Origin of the sequence: Pedobacter frigidisoli (assembly GCF_032678525.1) — a bacterium.
Lineage (GTDB): Bacteria > Bacteroidota > Bacteroidia > Sphingobacteriales > Sphingobacteriaceae > Pedobacter > Pedobacter frigidisoli_A.
This window is the reverse complement of the sequence record NZ_JAVTSE010000001.1, coordinates 699,995-717,871: the sequence shown is the minus strand read 5'-3', so window position 1 is coordinate 717,871 and position 17,877 is coordinate 699,995. Positions and strand designations below refer to the sequence as shown.

10 protein-coding genes are annotated in these 17,877 nt (G+C 41.4%); 7 read left to right on the top strand and 3 right to left on the bottom strand.

Going from position 1 to position 17,877, the window contains the following annotated elements; translation table 11 throughout:
* Nucleotides 1-34: 34 nt before the first annotated feature.
* Nucleotides 35-2,125, bottom strand: a complete 2,091-nt coding sequence (locus R2Q80_RS03025; RefSeq protein ID WP_316798165.1) for a nitrite reductase — start codon at nucleotides 2,123-2,125, stop codon at nucleotides 35-37.
* 246 nt (nucleotides 2,126-2,371) lie between these two features.
* Entirely contained in the window at nucleotides 2,372-2,818 is a 447-nt protein-coding gene (locus tag R2Q80_RS03020) for an Rrf2 family transcriptional regulator (RefSeq protein ID WP_316798164.1), read from the bottom strand.
* Nucleotides 2,819-2,942: 124 nt separating this feature from the next.
* Between R2Q80_RS03020 and R2Q80_RS03015 the strand changes: the two genes are divergently transcribed.
* Both R2Q80_RS03015 and R2Q80_RS03010 read left to right on the top strand, forming a co-directional pair.
* Entirely contained in the window at nucleotides 2,943-4,724 is a 1,782-nt protein-coding gene (locus tag R2Q80_RS03015; protein ID WP_316798163.1) for an ATP-binding protein, read from the top strand.
* A gap of 94 nt (nucleotides 4,725-4,818) precedes the next feature.
* Nucleotides 4,819-6,042 carry a metallophosphoesterase gene (locus tag R2Q80_RS03010; protein WP_316798162.1) on the top strand — a complete coding sequence of 408 codons (1,224 nt, stop codon included), beginning with the start codon at nucleotides 4,819-4,821 and terminating at the stop codon, nucleotides 6,040-6,042.
* A 47-nt stretch (nucleotides 6,043-6,089) separates the two neighbouring features.
* On the opposite strand, the gene R2Q80_RS03005 is transcribed toward R2Q80_RS03010, so the two are convergent.
* Nucleotides 6,090-7,808 (bottom strand): FAD/NAD(P)-binding protein, encoded by a 1,719-nt coding sequence (locus R2Q80_RS03005; RefSeq protein ID WP_316798161.1) that lies wholly within the window; start codon nucleotides 7,806-7,808, stop codon nucleotides 6,090-6,092.
* A 183-nt stretch (nucleotides 7,809-7,991) separates the two neighbouring features.
* On the opposite strand from R2Q80_RS03005, the gene R2Q80_RS03000 reads away from it, so the two are divergent.
* The 5 genes from R2Q80_RS03000 (at nucleotide 7,992) to R2Q80_RS02980 (ending at nucleotide 17,845) form a co-directional block, all read left to right on the top strand.
* Entirely contained in the window at nucleotides 7,992-8,417 is a 426-nt protein-coding gene (locus R2Q80_RS03000) for a DUF1810 domain-containing protein (RefSeq protein WP_316798160.1), read from the top strand.
* The gene (locus R2Q80_RS02995; RefSeq protein ID WP_316798159.1) at nucleotides 8,410-8,994 is read left to right on the top strand and encodes a DUF1543 domain-containing protein; all 585 of its coding nucleotides are present in this window, start codon (nucleotides 8,410-8,412) and stop codon (nucleotides 8,992-8,994) included. The genes R2Q80_RS03000 and R2Q80_RS02995 overlap by 8 nt, the downstream gene beginning before the upstream one ends.
* A 416-nt stretch (nucleotides 8,995-9,410) precedes the next feature.
* Nucleotides 9,411-12,641 carry a TonB-dependent receptor gene (locus R2Q80_RS02990; protein ID WP_316798158.1) on the top strand — a complete coding sequence of 1,077 codons (3,231 nt, stop codon included), beginning with the start codon at nucleotides 9,411-9,413 and terminating at the stop codon, nucleotides 12,639-12,641.
* Nucleotides 12,642-12,652: 11 nt separating this feature from the next.
* The gene (locus R2Q80_RS02985) at nucleotides 12,653-14,647 is read left to right on the top strand and encodes a RagB/SusD family nutrient uptake outer membrane protein (RefSeq protein WP_316798157.1); all 1,995 of its coding nucleotides are present in this window, start codon (nucleotides 12,653-12,655) and stop codon (nucleotides 14,645-14,647) included.
* 237 nt (nucleotides 14,648-14,884) lie between these two features.
* Complete coding sequence (locus R2Q80_RS02980) at nucleotides 14,885-17,845, top strand: glycoside hydrolase family 2 protein (protein WP_316798156.1); 2,961 nt, start codon at nucleotides 14,885-14,887, stop codon at nucleotides 17,843-17,845.
* Nucleotides 17,846-17,877 lie beyond the last annotated feature (32 nt).

The following is a 17,877-nucleotide window of genomic DNA, read 5'->3' as shown; positions in this document are numbered from 1 at the left end:
TTTGAATTCTCTCATTCTTTAATTCAATCATTCATTACTTCACTAATACTGCTCTCTTCTCTTTAATCTGCCCCAAAAATGCTTCTGCTTCTGCAAAATAACTTGTGGCAAATTCGGCCGTAGGTTCATTTTTATTAATCTGCAGCACCAGGTCAGAAAAATTGGTTGGCAAACTGAATTCACCTGTTTCTACATAGTGATTATCAAACTCTCTGATTACGCCAACCTGCGTGCTGCTGTTTACGCCTTTATCCAAAAGCAAGGATTTGGCTGCGCTTACAAAAGTTGCATAGGTATGGTAAATCGCATCAGCATATGCCCCTTTATCCAGGTTCTGTTTTGCCCATCCGAATTTTTCATCCGCTTCCAGGAGCAGGGTCGCCACTAAATCAATCACTACGCCGGCACATTCTCCAACGCCAATTGCAGTTACAAACTGCTCTACATGGCCCCAGTCTACAAATTCTTCCTGCTGTAAAGAAGTCAGATCTGCCAGCGGTTTTAATAACTGGTAAAAATGATCTTTACCTTTCCTATCGTAATATTGGTGAAAGTTTTCACCTTCCTCATTACTGGCTTTAAAATCATTCAAAATATAGTGCAATACGCTGGTTGCCCTTTTTGATGGCACTTTGATCACACGTTCTGCTACACGCCCAACACCGTTCCCAACCGTTCCGCCGCCCAGCATCACCTGAACTGCAGGAACTACTTTTCCTTCTGCTTTTAGCGAACTGCCGTGAAAACCAATTTCGGCGAGGCCGTGCTGCCCGCAGGAGTTCATACAGCCACTGATTTTGATTTTAATATTTTTCTCGTAAATAAATTCCGGAAAATCCGTGTAGATCACTTCTTCCAGCACCTCGGCAAGGGTCATTGAATTGGAGATCCCAAGGTTACAGGTATCCGTACCAGGGCAGGTCGTAATATCTGCCAGACTATCGAAACCTGCCGTAGTAAAGCCAATTTTATTCAACGCTGAATAAAGCGAAGGCAAAGCTTCCTTGCGTACAAATTTCAAAAGCAATCCCTGGTTTTGCGTAATTCTGATTTCATCAGCCACATAAGGTCTGATTGCCTCTACAAATGCACGCGCCTTATCGGTTTTAATGTCACCAACCTGTACTTTAACATAAACAGCGAAGAAACCTTCCTGCTTTTGCTCTACAACATTTGTTGCCGACCAGTGTTTATAGTGTGCTTCATTTAAAATCTCTACTGCTGCATATTCCTGATCAATTGGCAACTCAGGTTGAAGTACGGCATCTCTGTCGATGGAAAAGGTTTTCACCTTGTTGGCTGTGCGCTCCTCGGCAACCAGTTTCAACACTTCTTCCAAACCAAGTTTCTGAACCAGGTATTTCAGTCGCGCCTTGTTTCTGTTTGAACGCTCTCCATAACGGTCGAATACACGAAGAACCGATTCTGTAAAAGGAACCAGCTGGTCCTCAGGCAAAAACTCATGTACGGCACTGGCCAGAAAAGGTTGTGCACCCAAACCGCCTGCAAAAAGCACTTTAAAGCCCCGTTCTCCATCTTCATTGATTTTTGGAATAAAGCCTAAATCGTGGATATAGCTGAATGCCGTATCTTTATCACTTGAGGAGAAAGAGATTTTAATCTTTCTGCCCATTTCCTGGCAAATCGGATTACGCAGGAAATATTTAAATACCGCATGGGCATAAGGTGAAACATCGAAAGGTTCATCCTTATCAATACCAGAATTCGGTGAGGCCGTAACATTCCGAACTGTGTTACCACAAGCCTCCCTCAATGTGATATCGTCCTGCTCCAGTTTTGCCCATAATTCAGGTGTTCTATCCAGGCTTACATAATGCAACTGAATGTCCTGACGGGTAGTGAGATGCAAATTGCCGCTTCCATATTCATCAGCGATATCTGCAATACGCAATAACTGCTTAAAAGTTACCTTTCCAAAAGGTAATTTGATGCGAATCATCTGCACGCCCGGCTGCCGCTGACCATAAACGCCACGGGCCAATCGTAAACTTCTGAACTTTTCGTCGTGGATGGTTCCATCACGAAAAGCTTTAATCTTATTCTCTAAATCGATAATGTCCTGCTCGACAATCGGATTTTCGAGTTCTGTTCTGAAACTTTGCATATGTGTTGTTAGCTTTTATTCAAAAAATGCCTTCCTGGTTATTGAAAGGCATTCAAATATTTACGTCAAATCATTTAATACCCGCTCTTACTTTGTTTTGCAACAACAGCACATGTATAGTATATGGTTCTGATTCTCTGTAAATTTGAAGTTCATGCTTCAAATATATAAAGTATATAGAAATAGTCGTAGTTTTTTATGAAAAAAATTCCAACCATTAGGTTCAAGTGACAAAAAAGGAAGTTTTTACAGCGTATTGATACCCAGCTTCAGCGAGTCTTCACGACCAATTACATCAGCAACGCTGGTTTCACTTAGCACTTTTAGCGTTGCATCTCTTACATCAATAAAAGCACTTCGGATACCGCAGGTTTTCTCATCCTCACATTCATCACACTTGTGGTAGAAATTCAAACTGGCACAGGGAACCATGGCAATAGGTCCGTCGGTTACACGCATCACCTGAACTAAAAGTATATCTTCAGGTTTTTTGTTTAAGCTATAACCACCTCCGGCACCTTTTTTACTGTATAAGAAGCCTGCGTTACGCAAATCAAGAAGGATTTGCTCGAGAAACTTTTTGGGGATATGCTCCTCCTCAGCAATCTTAGAGATTTGCATCGGTGGTTTTTCTACATTTTTACCAAGCGCAACAAGCGCTTTAATGGCGTATTTTGTCTTTTTGGATAGCATATATCGTACAAAGCTAATAAAAGTAACTCATATATAAAACTAATCTCTAGCGAGTAACAACCAAGGCAGGTACGCAATTGAAATTTGTCATTATTCTATATATTTATCAAAAATATTGTTTTCAATGCTTCAAAGTGTAAGGTTATTAAACATCAGGAATCGAAAAATCAGCATTGAGTCTAAACTTTTTGCACTGCTTTGCCTGTGCATGATTATAGTTTCTGCATTCAGCATTATTTTAAATCTGATTATAGGCTTGGCATGGATCAATAGTGCATCTATACTGTTCTTTATCGCGGTTTACATTCTTTTCTATTACTACTCTCTTAAAGATCAGGTATCTGAAAACTGGCGTTTCTGCTTTTTCATTTTCAATTGCCTCACCATGTTTCCGGCCTGGTTTCTAAATGGGGGCTCGCGGGGTTCTACACCTGTTATCCTGATTTTTTACCTGAGCGTTGCGGTGCTTTCCCTTTCCAAAAAATTCAGATGGTGGTTTATATTTCTTTTTATTTCCACTGCTGGTTTATGTATTCTTCTCGAACAATTCATTCCATCACTGGTGAGTCCTTATGAGAGTGAAGGTGCAAGAAATCTGGATTTGATCTTTGCCTTCCTAAACATCTCTTTCATGATGATTTTCATGCTTATTGCTTACAGAAGGGTGCTCGACTACGAAAGAATTTTACTACTAAAAAGTAAACACCGCCTCGAAAGTTCACAGCAGGAGCTCATCCTGGCAAAAGAAACAGCGGAGGAAGCTACAATGGCCAAATCAAACTTCCTGGCAAATGTAAGTCACGAAATCAGAACGCCGCTGAATGGAATTATCGGTGCTTCGGAACTGCTGAAGCTTACTAAACTCAATCAGGAACAATCCGAATTACTCAATACGCTACAGGCCAGCAATAGTATTATGACCGATATCGTGAACGATCTTCTTGATATATCGCGCATAGAGGCAAATAAAATGGAGATCCATAATCATCCATTTGAAATCAGGAAATGCCTCATCGATACTGAGAATATCGTAAAACCTCTATTTACCAGAAAAAACCTGCAGCTGATTATCGAAGTCGAAAATAGTGTACCTGAAATTATCATTGCAGATGAGATCAGATTTAAGCAGATTTTGATCAATTTGCTCGGGAATGCGGTAAAATTTACCGAGTCTGGTTATGCCAAACTTAACGTACAATATATCCGAGTTGATGAGGTACAAACCCTTGTAACGGTTTTGGAAGATACCGGAATCGGTATTGACAAGGAAGATATGGAGAAACTCTTTCTACCTTTTTCTCAGATTAATCCATCCACTACGCGTAAATTTGGTGGTGCAGGCCTGGGTTTGGTGATTTGCAGAAAGCTAGCTGAAATGATGAGCGGAAAAATTTCAGCTAAAAGCCAGCCGGGAGCGGGATCAGTGTTTACCTTTTCGCTTCCTGCCGCATCATATTATGCGCACTCGCTGATTAAAAACCGTGATTTGAAAGCCACTAACCATCCCTATACAATTGCAGGTATGCACATCCTGATTGCAGAAGACAACATATTTAATCAGATCATCACATCGAAAATGCTGGAGAAATCAGGATACCGTTATAGTGTTGCGAGCGATGGAGAAGAAGCACTCATGAAAGCCAAAGCGGAATACTACAACATCATATTAATGGATATGCAGATGCCTAAAATGGATGGTATAGCCGCAACTATCGAAATTTTAACGTTCTACAAATCTCAGGAGGTAGTGCCACCGATTATCATCGGTTGTACGGCGAATGCCATGCAGGTAGATAAGGAGGCCTGCATAAACGCTGGCATGAAAGATTTTCTTGCTAAACCATTCACACTGAACGACCTGAGAACCGTGATGATCAAATGGACCAAAACCGTCATCTCCACTTAATCAAATAATTGTAAAAGTAATGCGGTCGACCAATGAACCGGCTCTTATTGGTGTTTAAGTACTAATTTTAACCTGTCCTGCTAACAAATTTATCATGCGAAGAAAATTCAGCCTCCTTCCTATTCTGGTCATTGCGATTTTATTTTTTAGTCTCAATGCCTATTTCATTTCCGGCCTGGCTGTTATATTTCACAATAGCTGGCTTAAACCTGCACTTTGGATAATCATATCGGCCTTAGCCCTGCTTTTTATATACGCCATCACCACCATTCAACGTAAAGGTGTGACTAAACTTTTCCAGGTTGTTGCGCATGCCTTTTTAATTGTATTTGTTGCTGAAATCATCTTTACCGTATTTTTATTTCTTGGCGATATTTACAGGGTACTTTGGTCTCTACCCACGCGATTTGAAGCAGGGGGTTATCATATCCTTGGCAGAAGTAGTGAATGGATCGATTTCGCGTTCATCATGTTTTGTTTAACCCTGATTTTGTTTGCTTATGGCATTACCAGAGGAAAATACGCTTACCGGGTAATCAGACACACTTTATTTTTCGATGATCTGCCGGAACAGTTTGAGGGTTTTACGCTGACACAGATTTCTGATGTACATGCCGGTAGTTTTACCAATCCAAAGGCCGTGCAAAAAGGCATTGATATGATCAATGCACAAAAAAGTGATTTATTTGTATTTACCGGCGATCTGGTGAATAACACAGCTGAAGAGATTGTTCCATATATCGGCCATTTTTCACAGATTAAAGCACCATACGGACAGTTTTCCGTTTTGGGTAATCACGATTATGGCGATTATGTGAAGTGGCCTGGTGAAGCGGAAAAAACAAAGAACCTGAATCAGTTAAAAGCTTACCATCAGCAACTCGGTTTCAGATTGTTGCTGGATGAGCATGTGGAACTGCATAAGAACGGAGAAAAAATAATCCTGACGGGAATTGAAAACTGGGGAATTGGCTTTGGCGAACGGGGGGACCTGAACAAGGCGCTGCAAGGAACTGCACAAAAAGACTTTAAGATTCTGTTATCACACGATCCATCCCATTGGGATGCGGAGGTTAAAAATTATCCTTCAAAAATTCAATTGAGTCTGGCAGGCCACACCCACGGTATGCAATTTGGAATTGAAGCCTTTGGGATTAAGTGGAGCCCGGTAAAATACAGATACAAGCATTGGGCAGGCATTAAATCCGAAAACGGCAGATACCTTAATGTGAACCGTGGCTTTGGATTCCTGGGTTTTTCCGGCCGAATCGGGATATGGCCTGAAATCACCGTGATTCAACTGAAAAAGAAAGTTTAACGGTATTCACCAACACATATTGTAGTTAAAAACTATCTGATTTGTCATCAGTTCCTAAACAAACTTTCTACAACGGCTTCAGAGGCAGATTCGCTAAAATCAATTCCCGAATAGTCGGGATTGTAGCCACCGATATAAGGAACGGCCATGATGTAGATTCTGTTGTTTACCCTTCCCTGTTTGTCTATTACATTAAAGTTATCATTTATGGTGATGCCCGGAACCTTAAGAAAATGATTTCCGTTTTCCACATTCACCAGGTCATTTCCATCACGAAGTGCGCTATCCCCCTTCTCTTCCGACTTAAACCTCAATTTCGCGGGACTTACCACCTCTTTTTCAATTAAACTTTTGAAGGGAAAATCCTCAAATGCCAGGTGCGGTTGCCCTACACAGTTTACAAAGGTTTTAAAGGAGACAGCCTGCTTTTGATTTTCACTATCGGTATAGTGATAAACTATGCCCCCTGATTGGATCGGCTCAACCTCGCTGTCTTTCCCAACAGTAACAATTTCCAGTGCCCCTGCATCATGCAAGGCCATTAAAACCCTGCACGAGCTTTGTGGTACGAAAGCAATTACAACGGAAATCAGTGGCATCAGGATGTGTTGCAAACGTTGCATGTCTTCAGCTGAAAGGTATTTTGCCGGATAGTTCATGGCAAAGCTCAGTATCGCTAAAGCTTCCTTCCAATAGATAGATTCCTTCCGCTCAATGGATTTTTCAGCTTCTTCATATTCTTTTTTCAAAAGCTCAAAAGGCTCCATGGATTCACGCATGTTCATCATCGCATCCACAAATTCCTCCAGGTTCATATCTTTAATTATCTTGTGGAATGAGGGATCATTTTTAATGAAAGTTTCTTTAAAGTTTTTTTCGAAAACATAATCCAGGTCTACAAACCCGCCGTTTTCTTTTATGTTCCGCATAAACTCCTGCCTGGTAAGTGTTTCGTCTTTACTCAGATGAGAATCCTTCAAATGAAATCTGACTGCAGGGAGTAGACCGTTTCTGGAGTGTAAAATCAGTTTAAAGTCTTTACTATCTTCATTGAGTTTAAAAACCAGCTTGCCATCTTCCCCCTCTTCAAAGTTTCCGTTTAACTTAGCCAGTGTTCGTACCGCATCAATTGCAGTAAGCGATGATCCCATTATGGCTACAGGATGGTTGATTTTTAATAATAATTTCTTTGGTGGATATGGCGAATCATAATATCCGTCAATTTTACCTTCAAATTTTTGGGGCCAGTTGTGCCCCGAGCAAATCATTACGTGATGGAAGTCTGACACCGGGTTCTGAGCCGTAACAACACTCACCATCTGATGCTCAGGCCGATCGATCAAATCGTTTACTAAACAATTCAAATGCACTCTGGTTACAATGCCTTTTTCATCAGCAGAGGCTTTTAATAAATCAAACTGTGCTTTAAGATACTCACCGAAAAACAGGCGTGGTAATACTTTAAATTCGTTGAAGTTTGCTGAACTGATCTGGAACTTCTCCAGTATATCTTTGGGGGCCACCTTAACCCAGTCTTCAATGGAGTTGAAGATACCTGGAATTTCATTGTCTGATACATTGGTAATGTGCTCTACGTTTGCCCCTTCTTCACTATAGGGCATACCCGCACCTAAAAATCCTTTTCGTTCAAAAATCTCAATTTCAATATTAGTTTGTCCCGATTCCACCAAACGTTTATACATAAACAGACCGCTTGGTCCCCCGCCAATGATTGCTATTCGTTTCTTAGTTGTTAATTTACTCATAAAGTTTTACCTTGTTTTTCCTCATTCGCTTAGGGGCTGCTATCTATTCCTCCGCGTCACTGTATTTATCCACCTATAATCCATAAAAAAACAAATTGTTTTGTTACACCACAAAAACTTACTGGCAAATTTCCTTAAACCAAATGCAGTGTGACTTGTTAGTTCACTAAGATTAACAAAACAATGGCAGAAAGAACACTTGAGCGATTTATTTCGGCACAGGCTACAGATTATGAGCAAGCTTTAAGCGAAATTAAAGGAGGCAGAAAAAGAAGCCACTGGATGTGGTATATTTTCCCTCAGATGAGTGGTTTAGGTTTTAGCGATACTTCAAAATTTTATGCCATCAATAACCTTACTGAAGCTAAGGAATATATGAGTCACCCTGTGCTCGGTAAGCGTCTCATAGAAATTTCACAGGTATTGCTGGACCTTGATGAAATAGACGCACTTAAAATTTTTGGTTCGCCTGACGATATGAAATTAAAATCCTGCATGACACTTTTTTCCAGTCTCCCTCAAACATTGCCTGTATTTCAAGCTGTTTTAAACAAATTTTTCAACGGGCAGAAAGACCCTCAAACCATAAAATTAATCCAAAATGACTAATCCGGAACCTTCACAAAGACCTAAACTTTTCATGCTTTTACTGGGGTCAAAAGCACCCCAACGCAATGTAGAGCAGCACGATTATTTCTTTGGTATCGGTTATGCTTTGAAAGACCTTGTCAGGGAAATCAAAGCTTTTTGGCCTGAAGCAGGAAACAGCATCCATGTAGACGGATGGCGGGAGGTAAACAAGGTGGGAGAATATAGCATCCTGGTGAAAGAAAAAACTGAAAACAGCAAAGCTTCTTTAAAAAAACTATTCTTCATCAACCTTGGTGGGTACCAGTCGAACGTACTTGCTGAGCAGCACTATATCGTGCTATCCGTTCATGATGACCGGGCACAAGCTGTTCAGGAAGCTAAAAAATCAGTCTTCTTCAAAACCAATTCTATTAAAGGAGCTAATGCCCATGTCGACGAGAAATATGGCATTGATGTGGATGATATTTACAAGATCGAAGATGTTTTGAGTGCTGAAATGAAAGCCAGATATGAAATAGAGATTGATTATCATCAAGAGACTGAACTGCCTGAAGATGAAATTCACTTAGGTTATTTTAAACTGGACAAGCTGTAGGAAGTCAGAAACCCATTTTAACGCACTCAAAATCAACCTTCAAACTTCACAACCTGAGCCTTCCCGGCTTCGGATCATTCCGTTTTTATTTCGGTTTATTTCATCCCGTTTCAAAAACAGGATAGAACAGGATGGAATAACAAAATTAAAGTCTTAATCTCGTGTAATATTTAACCAGGTATATATCAAAATCAGTTTCAATGTCACCTACAACCATTACACGCACCTGATAGATCAGCAATATCTGTCCCTATCCGCTGCATTCTAATTAAGCCCTCCGCTAATACTCAAAATCTCCTTTAATGCCACAAGATGGAATTGCCTTCCCTGTTTCGAAGCATCTAACGGAATACTATTGCTTATCATGTCGCAAGACATCATAATAAACAAAACCAAATATTTAAAAAATTAAAGCTATGCATTTTAATTTACCCTCATTTTTTAATCAGCGCGTTACCCGTTATCATGGGAAAAAGCTGGTTATTTTCAGTATGTCCGTCCTTTCTGTTGCAGTGGCTTCTCAAAAGGTATCGGCTGATACGATTCATACCCATCATGCGCCGGCCATGGCTCCCATCCATTTTGCGGATGTGATTAAAGGAAAAGTGACCGACGAAAAAGGTGAAACGCTTGTTGGTGTGGTACTGAAAGTTAAAGGAACTTCGGCTGTTGCCACAACCGATGCCAATGGAGCATTCTCAATTACGGTACCAACCGGAACAGCGAATCCCATTCTGGTGTTTTCTTACGTAGGTTATGGAACGCTTGAAGTGCCGGTAAATGGCAAAACAACACTTACCGTACACTTAAAAAGTACCACGAACGATCTGGATGAGATTGTGATTGTGGGATACAATGCCGTTAAAAAAAGTGATTTAACCGGATCGGTGGTAAGCGTTGGGGCGGAAGAGATCAGGTCCAGGCCGGTAGCCAATGCGCTGCAAGCCATTCAGGGTAAAGCTGCAGGGGTCGATGTTACCTCGAATGAGCGCCCGGGTCAATTAGGAAGTATTCTGATTCGTGGGGTCAGATCAATCAATGCCAGCAATTCGCCATTATATGTGGTTGATGGAATTCCATTGCAGTTTGGCGGTATCGACGCGATTAATCCAAACGACATTGAGAATATTGACATTTTAAAAGATGCCTCCGCCACTGCTGTTTATGGATCCCGTGGTGCAAACGGTGTAGTTTTAGTGACCACCAAGAAAGGTAAGGCCGGAAGGTTGACTATGGATTACGTAGGTACTGCGACCATAGAAACATTATATGATCGAATCGATATGATGAATTCGGGACAATATATTGAATTCCGTCGGGATGCTTACCGCAGAACTGCCTATTTGAATTCCATTAATGGAACTACAACAACACCAATCTACAATTATCCTACTGTAGCAACGCAGGCAGCTGACAGAGAAATCTTCAAACAAGATGCTAATATGCTTACCAACTTAGATAAGGGTTGGGTGAACGGCGTTTTTGATGGTAGCCTGGTACCTACAACAGATTGGACAGATCTGGTTACGCGCACCGGAGTTACACAGGATCACATATTGAGCTTGAGTGGTGGTACTGATAAAATTAAAGCCTATGGGTCATTTGGCTATCTAAATCAGAAAGGAACACAACTTGGTCAGGATTTCCAGCGGTATAGCAGTAAAGTTAGTATAGAAATCAATCCGGTAAAATGGTTTAAAATGGGAGCAAATATAACAGCTACCTATGGCCTGCAGAATTACGGTTTCCAGGCTGCAAGTGCATCTGGTGCAGCGGATATATATAGTGCCACACGAGGCATGTTGCCGTTAGCAATTCCTTACGATGAGAATGGAAACAGAATAAATTTGCCTGGCGGTGATATTAATATCCAGAACCCAATTCTGGAGGCTGATTACAATATTAATCTTCGTAAATCATTGCGTACTTTAGGATCCATCTACGCTGAAGTGAGTTTAATGAAAGGTCTGAAATACCGTATCAATTTTGGTCCAGATTTTTCCAATTATTATAATGGCAGATATCAGGATGCTAAATCTGTTAACCGTGACGCCGGAGTCCCGGGATCAACAAATAATTATGCCCAGTTAAATCAGAGCAGCAAATTTGCTTATACGCTCGATCATCTTGTATACTATGACAAAACCATCGGTAAACATAATTTTGGAGCAACCTTATTACAAAGCTCATCGTTAAACAGAGATGAATCATCATCCCTAACAGGAAGCAAAATCTCTTTACCCGGCGCACTGTGGTATGGATTGAACTCAGCAAATGTTACTGCTTTAGACGGATTTGACAGCAACTTAAGTAAATCGACCCTAGTTTCTTACATGGCGAGGGTAAATTATAGTTTCAACAACAGATACCTTTTAACGGCATCCGCACGTTGGGATGGTGCATCACAATTGGCGGAAGGCAATAAATGGGATTTCTTCCCTTCAGCTGCATTAGCATGGCGTATAGAGCAGGAAGATTTCATTAAAGATATCAAATGGATTAATCAGTTAAAATTACGACTTGGAGTTGGTAGTACCGGTAACTCTTCTGTTAATATAGGAAGTACACTAGGATTATTACAACCCTTAACTTACACTTTTGGAAGTTCGGCGCAAACAGGTTACGTATCTTCTGATGCTTCTTTAGCCAGTCCTATCCCCTTACCTAATAAAACCCTCAGTTGGGAAAAAACACTTCAATATAATCTTGGATTAGATTTTGATATCTTAAAAGGAAGAATCAGTGGATCATTAGATGTTTATAAGTCTAAAACCACAGATTTGATTTTACTGAAAAAAATCCCGTCTGTAAACGGATACACAACGGCATACGATAATGTGGGTTCCACTAAAAATAAGGGGATCGACTTAACGGTAAGCTCAACAAATGTCCGGACTAAAGATTTTACATGGGAATCTACACTGAATCTTTCCCTTAGTAAAGATCAGATCGTTAAGCTTGACAATGGCGACATTGTTTCAAACAACCTATTCATCGGGCAAAGAGTTGGAGTAGCTTACGATTATGAGAAAGTTGGAATCTGGCAGGATACACCAGAAGACAGAGCTGAAATGGCTAAATTCAATGCGAATATTGCCAGTAAAACCAGTTGGTTTAGCCCAGGCAGTGTCAGAGTTGCTGATTTAAACGGTGATTACAAGATTGATGCAAACAATGACCGTAAAATTTTAGGCCATTATAATCCTGGCATCACAGGAGGTATCACCAATACATTTGGGTACAAGAGTTTTGACCTTTCCATATTTATTGTATCACGCTTCAATTATATGATCGCAACTGGTGCAGAAGCATTACAGGGTCGTTTCGCACAGCGCGTGGTAGATTACTGGACGCCAACAAATCCAACGAATTCTTATCCAGCTCCAAATTACGCAAGTGCCGGGGGAGATCAATATGTAAATGCTTTAAACTATCAGGATGCTTCCTTCATCAAAATCAGAAACATCTCATTAGGCTACAATTTTGCTGATCATATTGCTAAAAAATTAACACTATCCAGATTGAGAATATATGCACAGGCAATTAATCCGGGCTTAATTTATTCTAAAATCAGTTGGATTGATCCGGATTTGGGTGGTTCAACTTTCAACAGAGGTTTTGTATTTGGTGTTAACGCCAGCTTCTAATAACAGATAACATGAAAAAGATTATAAATATAGTATCAGGATTGGCTTTGTTAGGCAGTATCATGATTGTGCCTACATCCTGCAAAAAAAGCTTTCTGGATGAACAAGTAATTAATTCACATAATACTTCTGAGTTCAAAACGACTTTAGGTTTAGATGGCCTGGTAATCGGAATGTACCAGAGCTTAAAGTTTCATTTTAATTACACCTGGGCTTACACGACTACAAACTATGGTGTTGACGAATTCACTGTGGGGGGTGACAGAACGGAGCAGATGTTCAACTCTTACGACGGAAACTTTAACTCAATTTCCGGAGATATAGCATCTATCTGGGACAATATGTATGGCAATATCAACTCCGCTAACATTGTTATCACCAATGTACCACAATATTACACCGGAGCAAACAAAAATACCCGCTTAGGCGAAGGCTACTTTATGAGGGGATTTGATTACTTCAAACTGGTAAAGCAGTTTGGTGGCGTAGTTTTAAAGTTAGAGCCTTCCGAAACCGTTCAGGAAGAATTTAGCAGAAGCTCTGCAAAAGAAACCTATGCACAGGTAATTTCAGACCTTACACAAGCCTACGAACTGCTTCCGGCAACTGCTGCAGAAACCGGCAGAATTACCAAATGGGCTGCTGCACACTTTTTAGCTAAAGCTTATTTGTTCCGTGCAAGTGAATTAAATAATGACTGGAATAGCGATACTAAAACGGCCGACTTACAAAATGCCGTTAAATATGCCGACCTGGTAATCAATAGTGGTGCTTATACCCTGGCTACGAATTATAGCGACCTATGGAATTTCACTACGCCTGATGGGGCAAATGAGACCAATAAAGAGGTAATACTTGCTGCACAATTTTCAAATAATACGACTACCCAGGGGCGTTACGGAAATCAGATTCATCTTTATTATCCTTCAGTTTATCAAACACTTCCAGGAATGGTACGCGACTTAGCTGGTGGACGTGAATTTCAGAGAATGCGTTCTACCGATTATGCACTGGATGTTTTCGACCGTGTAAATGATTCACGGTTCTGGAAAAGCTTTAAAACCAGATATATCTGTAACAATCCTGCCAGTGCACCTAAATGGACTGCCGCAAATGCACCAACTGCTGCACAAGCTGGCCAAGTGAAATTTGTAGGCGGAGAAGAAGCAGTCCTGTATATTATCAATAATGCTGGAGACACCAGATACACTCCTGCTACAACTTCAGCGTCTTTACCTACTGATATTGGTCGTCGCAAGCCAAATATGTTTGTACGCTATTATTCGGGAGAGGCTCAAAGCTATTTAAACGGTCATGGAAATTATGGTGTAAGTCAGTTTGTTGCGCTCTCTAAATTCATGGACGGATCGAGAAATCTGGTGGCTTCTCAATTTGGTCAGCGTGATGGTATTTTAGCACGCTTAGCGGAAACCTATTTGATCGCGGCAGAGGCTTATGGACGTTTAGGTCAGTACGCGGCGGCAGTACCCTACATCAACAGGGTTAGGGATCGCGCAGCTTATAAAGACGGCGAAAACAGAGAAAGCTATGTAGATGGAGGTATTGCTTACAAAACTAATCCTGTAACTATTTCAAGTGCTTTATCTTCGTATTCAGATAAAAATACCTATTTCGAATCTAACAATTTAACGGCTACAACTGCAAGTACGTTAACATCCATGCACTTGAACAGTGAGACAGATATTTTCAACTCAACCACTAACTTCTACGATAAAATTGGAGCAACGTCACAAGCTGATAAATTCACCGCCTTTATCTTAAATGAGCGGTCGAGAGAGCTCATGGGAGAATTAATGAGATGGGAAGATCTGGCTCGCACCAAAACCTTGGTTGCCCGCACCGCAGCATTCAACTCTGAGGCTAAACCAATTGACGGCAAACATTATTTGCGTCCAATTCCTCAAACTTTTTTAGATGCACTTAAAAGTGGAGGCTCTGCACTAAGCGGCGCCCAAAAACAAGCCATGCAAAATCCAGGCTGGTAAAATATTTTAAATTATTATGCTAAAGGCAGTTGACGTAAAGTTAACTGCCTTTTTTGCTTCCACGCAATTCACAGCAATCTGCTAAGCCATCACTCATTTTTTTCAAACGATTGAAACCGAATACAAAGCTCCGGTCAACCGCCAGTGCACATCAACAGGATGGCACAGGACGGCAATGAAAGCTAAAATCCTTAACCTCGTTTAATTTAACCAGATATATTAAACCCAACGCTAATCATGATCAGAAGACCAATCTTCATTTTCATGTTCTGCCTGTTCTCTATGATCGGCCGTGCACAGGAAAACAATCTTCGGAAAACCTATAATTTTAATCCCGGCTGGAAGCTGTTTGTCGGCGACACTACAGGCGCTGATGCTGTTTCATTCGACGACACAAAGTGGAAGGCCATCACCCTACCCCATGCCTGGAATGAAGATGAAGCTTTTAAAAAATCCATCGAAGCACTATCTACAGGCATTGTATGGTACCGTAAGCATTTTACCGTTCCTCAAAACGACGAGCAACAAAAAGTTTTCCTTGAGTTTGAGGGTATCAGACAGGCAGGCGAATTTTACCTGAACGGCCAGTTTATCGGCAGGCATGAAAACGGTGTGATGGCTTTTGGCTTCGACATCTCAACACTGATCAAAAAAGGACAGGAAAATGTGATTGCCGTAAAAATCGACAATGCATGGAACTACAGGGAAAAAGCAACCAACTCAGGCTACCAGTGGAATGACAAAAACTTCAATGCCAACTATGGCGGTATGTCTAAAAATGTGCGCCTGCATGTTACGGGCAGCATTTACCAAACCCTTCGAATTTATTCCATCCTCCATCATACAGGAAACTATATTTACGCCAAAGATTTCGATATTAAAAACAGAATGGCGACAATCGTTTCTGCCTCGCAGGTAAGAAACGAAAGCGCAGAGCCAAAATCAATTGTGTATGAAGTTGAAATCAAAGACGGCGATAACAAGATCATCAAAACATTTCAGTCGGCAGCGAAAACACTTAATGCCGGAGATAGTACAACCCTATCTGCCGAAAGTGCAGTATCGGGTTTAAACTTCTGGAGCTGGGGATATGGCTACCTTTATAATGTAACCTCAAGATTAAAAGTAAATGGGCTGCCGGTTGATGAACTCAGCACTAAAACCGGTTTCAGAAAAGCCGAATTTAAAAATGGAATGGTGTACCTGAACGATCGGGTATTGATGATGAAAGGTTATGCCCAACGCAGCAGCAACGAATGGCCTGCCATAGGCTTATCCGTTCCACCTTGGTTAAGTGATTACAGCAATGGTTTGATGGTGAAGAGCAATGCCAATCTGGTGCGCTGGATGCACATCACTCCATGGAAACAAGACATAGAATCCTGCGACCGGGTAGGTTTGATTCAGGCCATGCCGGCAGGAGATTCAGAGAAAGATGTAACTGGTACCCGCTGGGATCAGCGTAAAGCAGTAATGACCGACGCCATCATCTACAACCGCAACAACCCGAGCATCCTGTTCTACGAATGTGGAAACGAATCCATCAGTGCCGAACACATGCAGGAAATGCGGGCGATCAGGGATCAGTTTGATCCTTATGGCGGCAGGGCAATTGGTTCCCGTGAAATGCTCGACATCCCTTCCGCAGAATATGGGGGAGAAATGCTGTACATCAACAAAAGTGCAACCAAACCCGTATGGTCAATGGAATATTCGAGAGATGAAGCCCTTCGTAAATACTGGGACGAATTTTCACCTCCGTTCCATAAAAACGGAGCCGGCCCGCTTTACAAAGGAGCCGATGCAAGCGACTATAACCGCAATCAGGATTCGCAGGCTATTGAAGATGTGATCCGGTGGAATGAATACTATGAAGTAAGGCCGGGAACGGGCAAAAGGGTAAGCTCGGGTGGCGTAAATATCATTTTCTCCGATTCTAACACCCATTACCGCGGCGAAGAGAACTACCGCCGGAGTGGCGAAGTAGATGCCATGAGGATTCCTAAAGATGCTTTCTTCGCCCATCAGGTGATGTGGGATGGCTGGGTTGACACCAAAAAAACAGGGATTCACCTGGTTGGCCACTGGAATTATAACAAAGGAACCAAAAAAGACGTCTATGCCATTGCATCCGGAGATAAAGTGGAACTGATCTTAAACAATAAGTCTCTTGGCTTTGGAGAAAAATCAAACGGTTTTCTCTTTACTTTCAAAAACATCAGCTATCAGCCTGGAATATTGAAAGCCGTTTCCTACACCGCTGCTGGTAAAAAACTAGCCGAAACACAATTAAAAACCGCAGGCAATCCATTTGCACTGAAATTAACAGCGATAAAAAATCCTGCAGGCTTCAAAGCCGACGGTGCAGATGTGGCTTTAGTTCAGGTAGAAGTGGTAGATCAATCTGGCATGCGTTGTCCGATTGCATTAAACACCATTAAGTTCAACCTGGAAGGACCGGCAGAATGGCGCGGAGGCCTTGCACAAGGCCCCGATAATTATATCCTTTCGAAAGTACTTCCCGTAGAAGGTGGTGTAAACCGGGTGCTGATCCGCTCAACAATAAAGGCAGGAAAAATAAACCTGACCGCAAATACCGACGGACTGAAATCTTCAACGATCAGCCTGGAAACTTTGCCGGTGAAGGTGGAAAAAGGACTTACCCTGCAACTACCTTCCGAAGGGTTAAAACCAGGTTTGGTAAAAGGCCCAACACCTGCAGGTGCGTCGTACACCGATTCACGTAAATCTGTGCAGATCACAGATGCAGAAGCAGGTGCTAATCAAACCAAAGCCAAACTAAGTTTCGACGACAATGAACTAAGCGACTGGGTAAATGATGGTAAAATTCAAACGGCATGGATTAAATATAAGCTGGGAAAAGAGAGCCTGGTGAATGCAGTGTCATTAAAACTCAACGGTTTCAGAACAAAGGTTTACCCCATTAAAATCTTAGTTGATGGTAAAACAGTATTTACCGGAAACAGCAAGCCAAGTTTGGGTTACTTCGTAGCCAGCTTTACGCCTACAAAAGGAAGCTCAGTAACCATTCAGCTAGCCGGCTCACGAAAAGAGGAGAATACCAATATTGGTGTAGAGGTAAATGGAAAGAAACTGGATGATGGCATAGAACGCGCAGAAACAAAATCAAACGGCGGACTTAGCATTATTGAAGCAGAAATATACGAAAACCCTTAACATAAAAATATTCCGCTGCTGAAATTAACCAT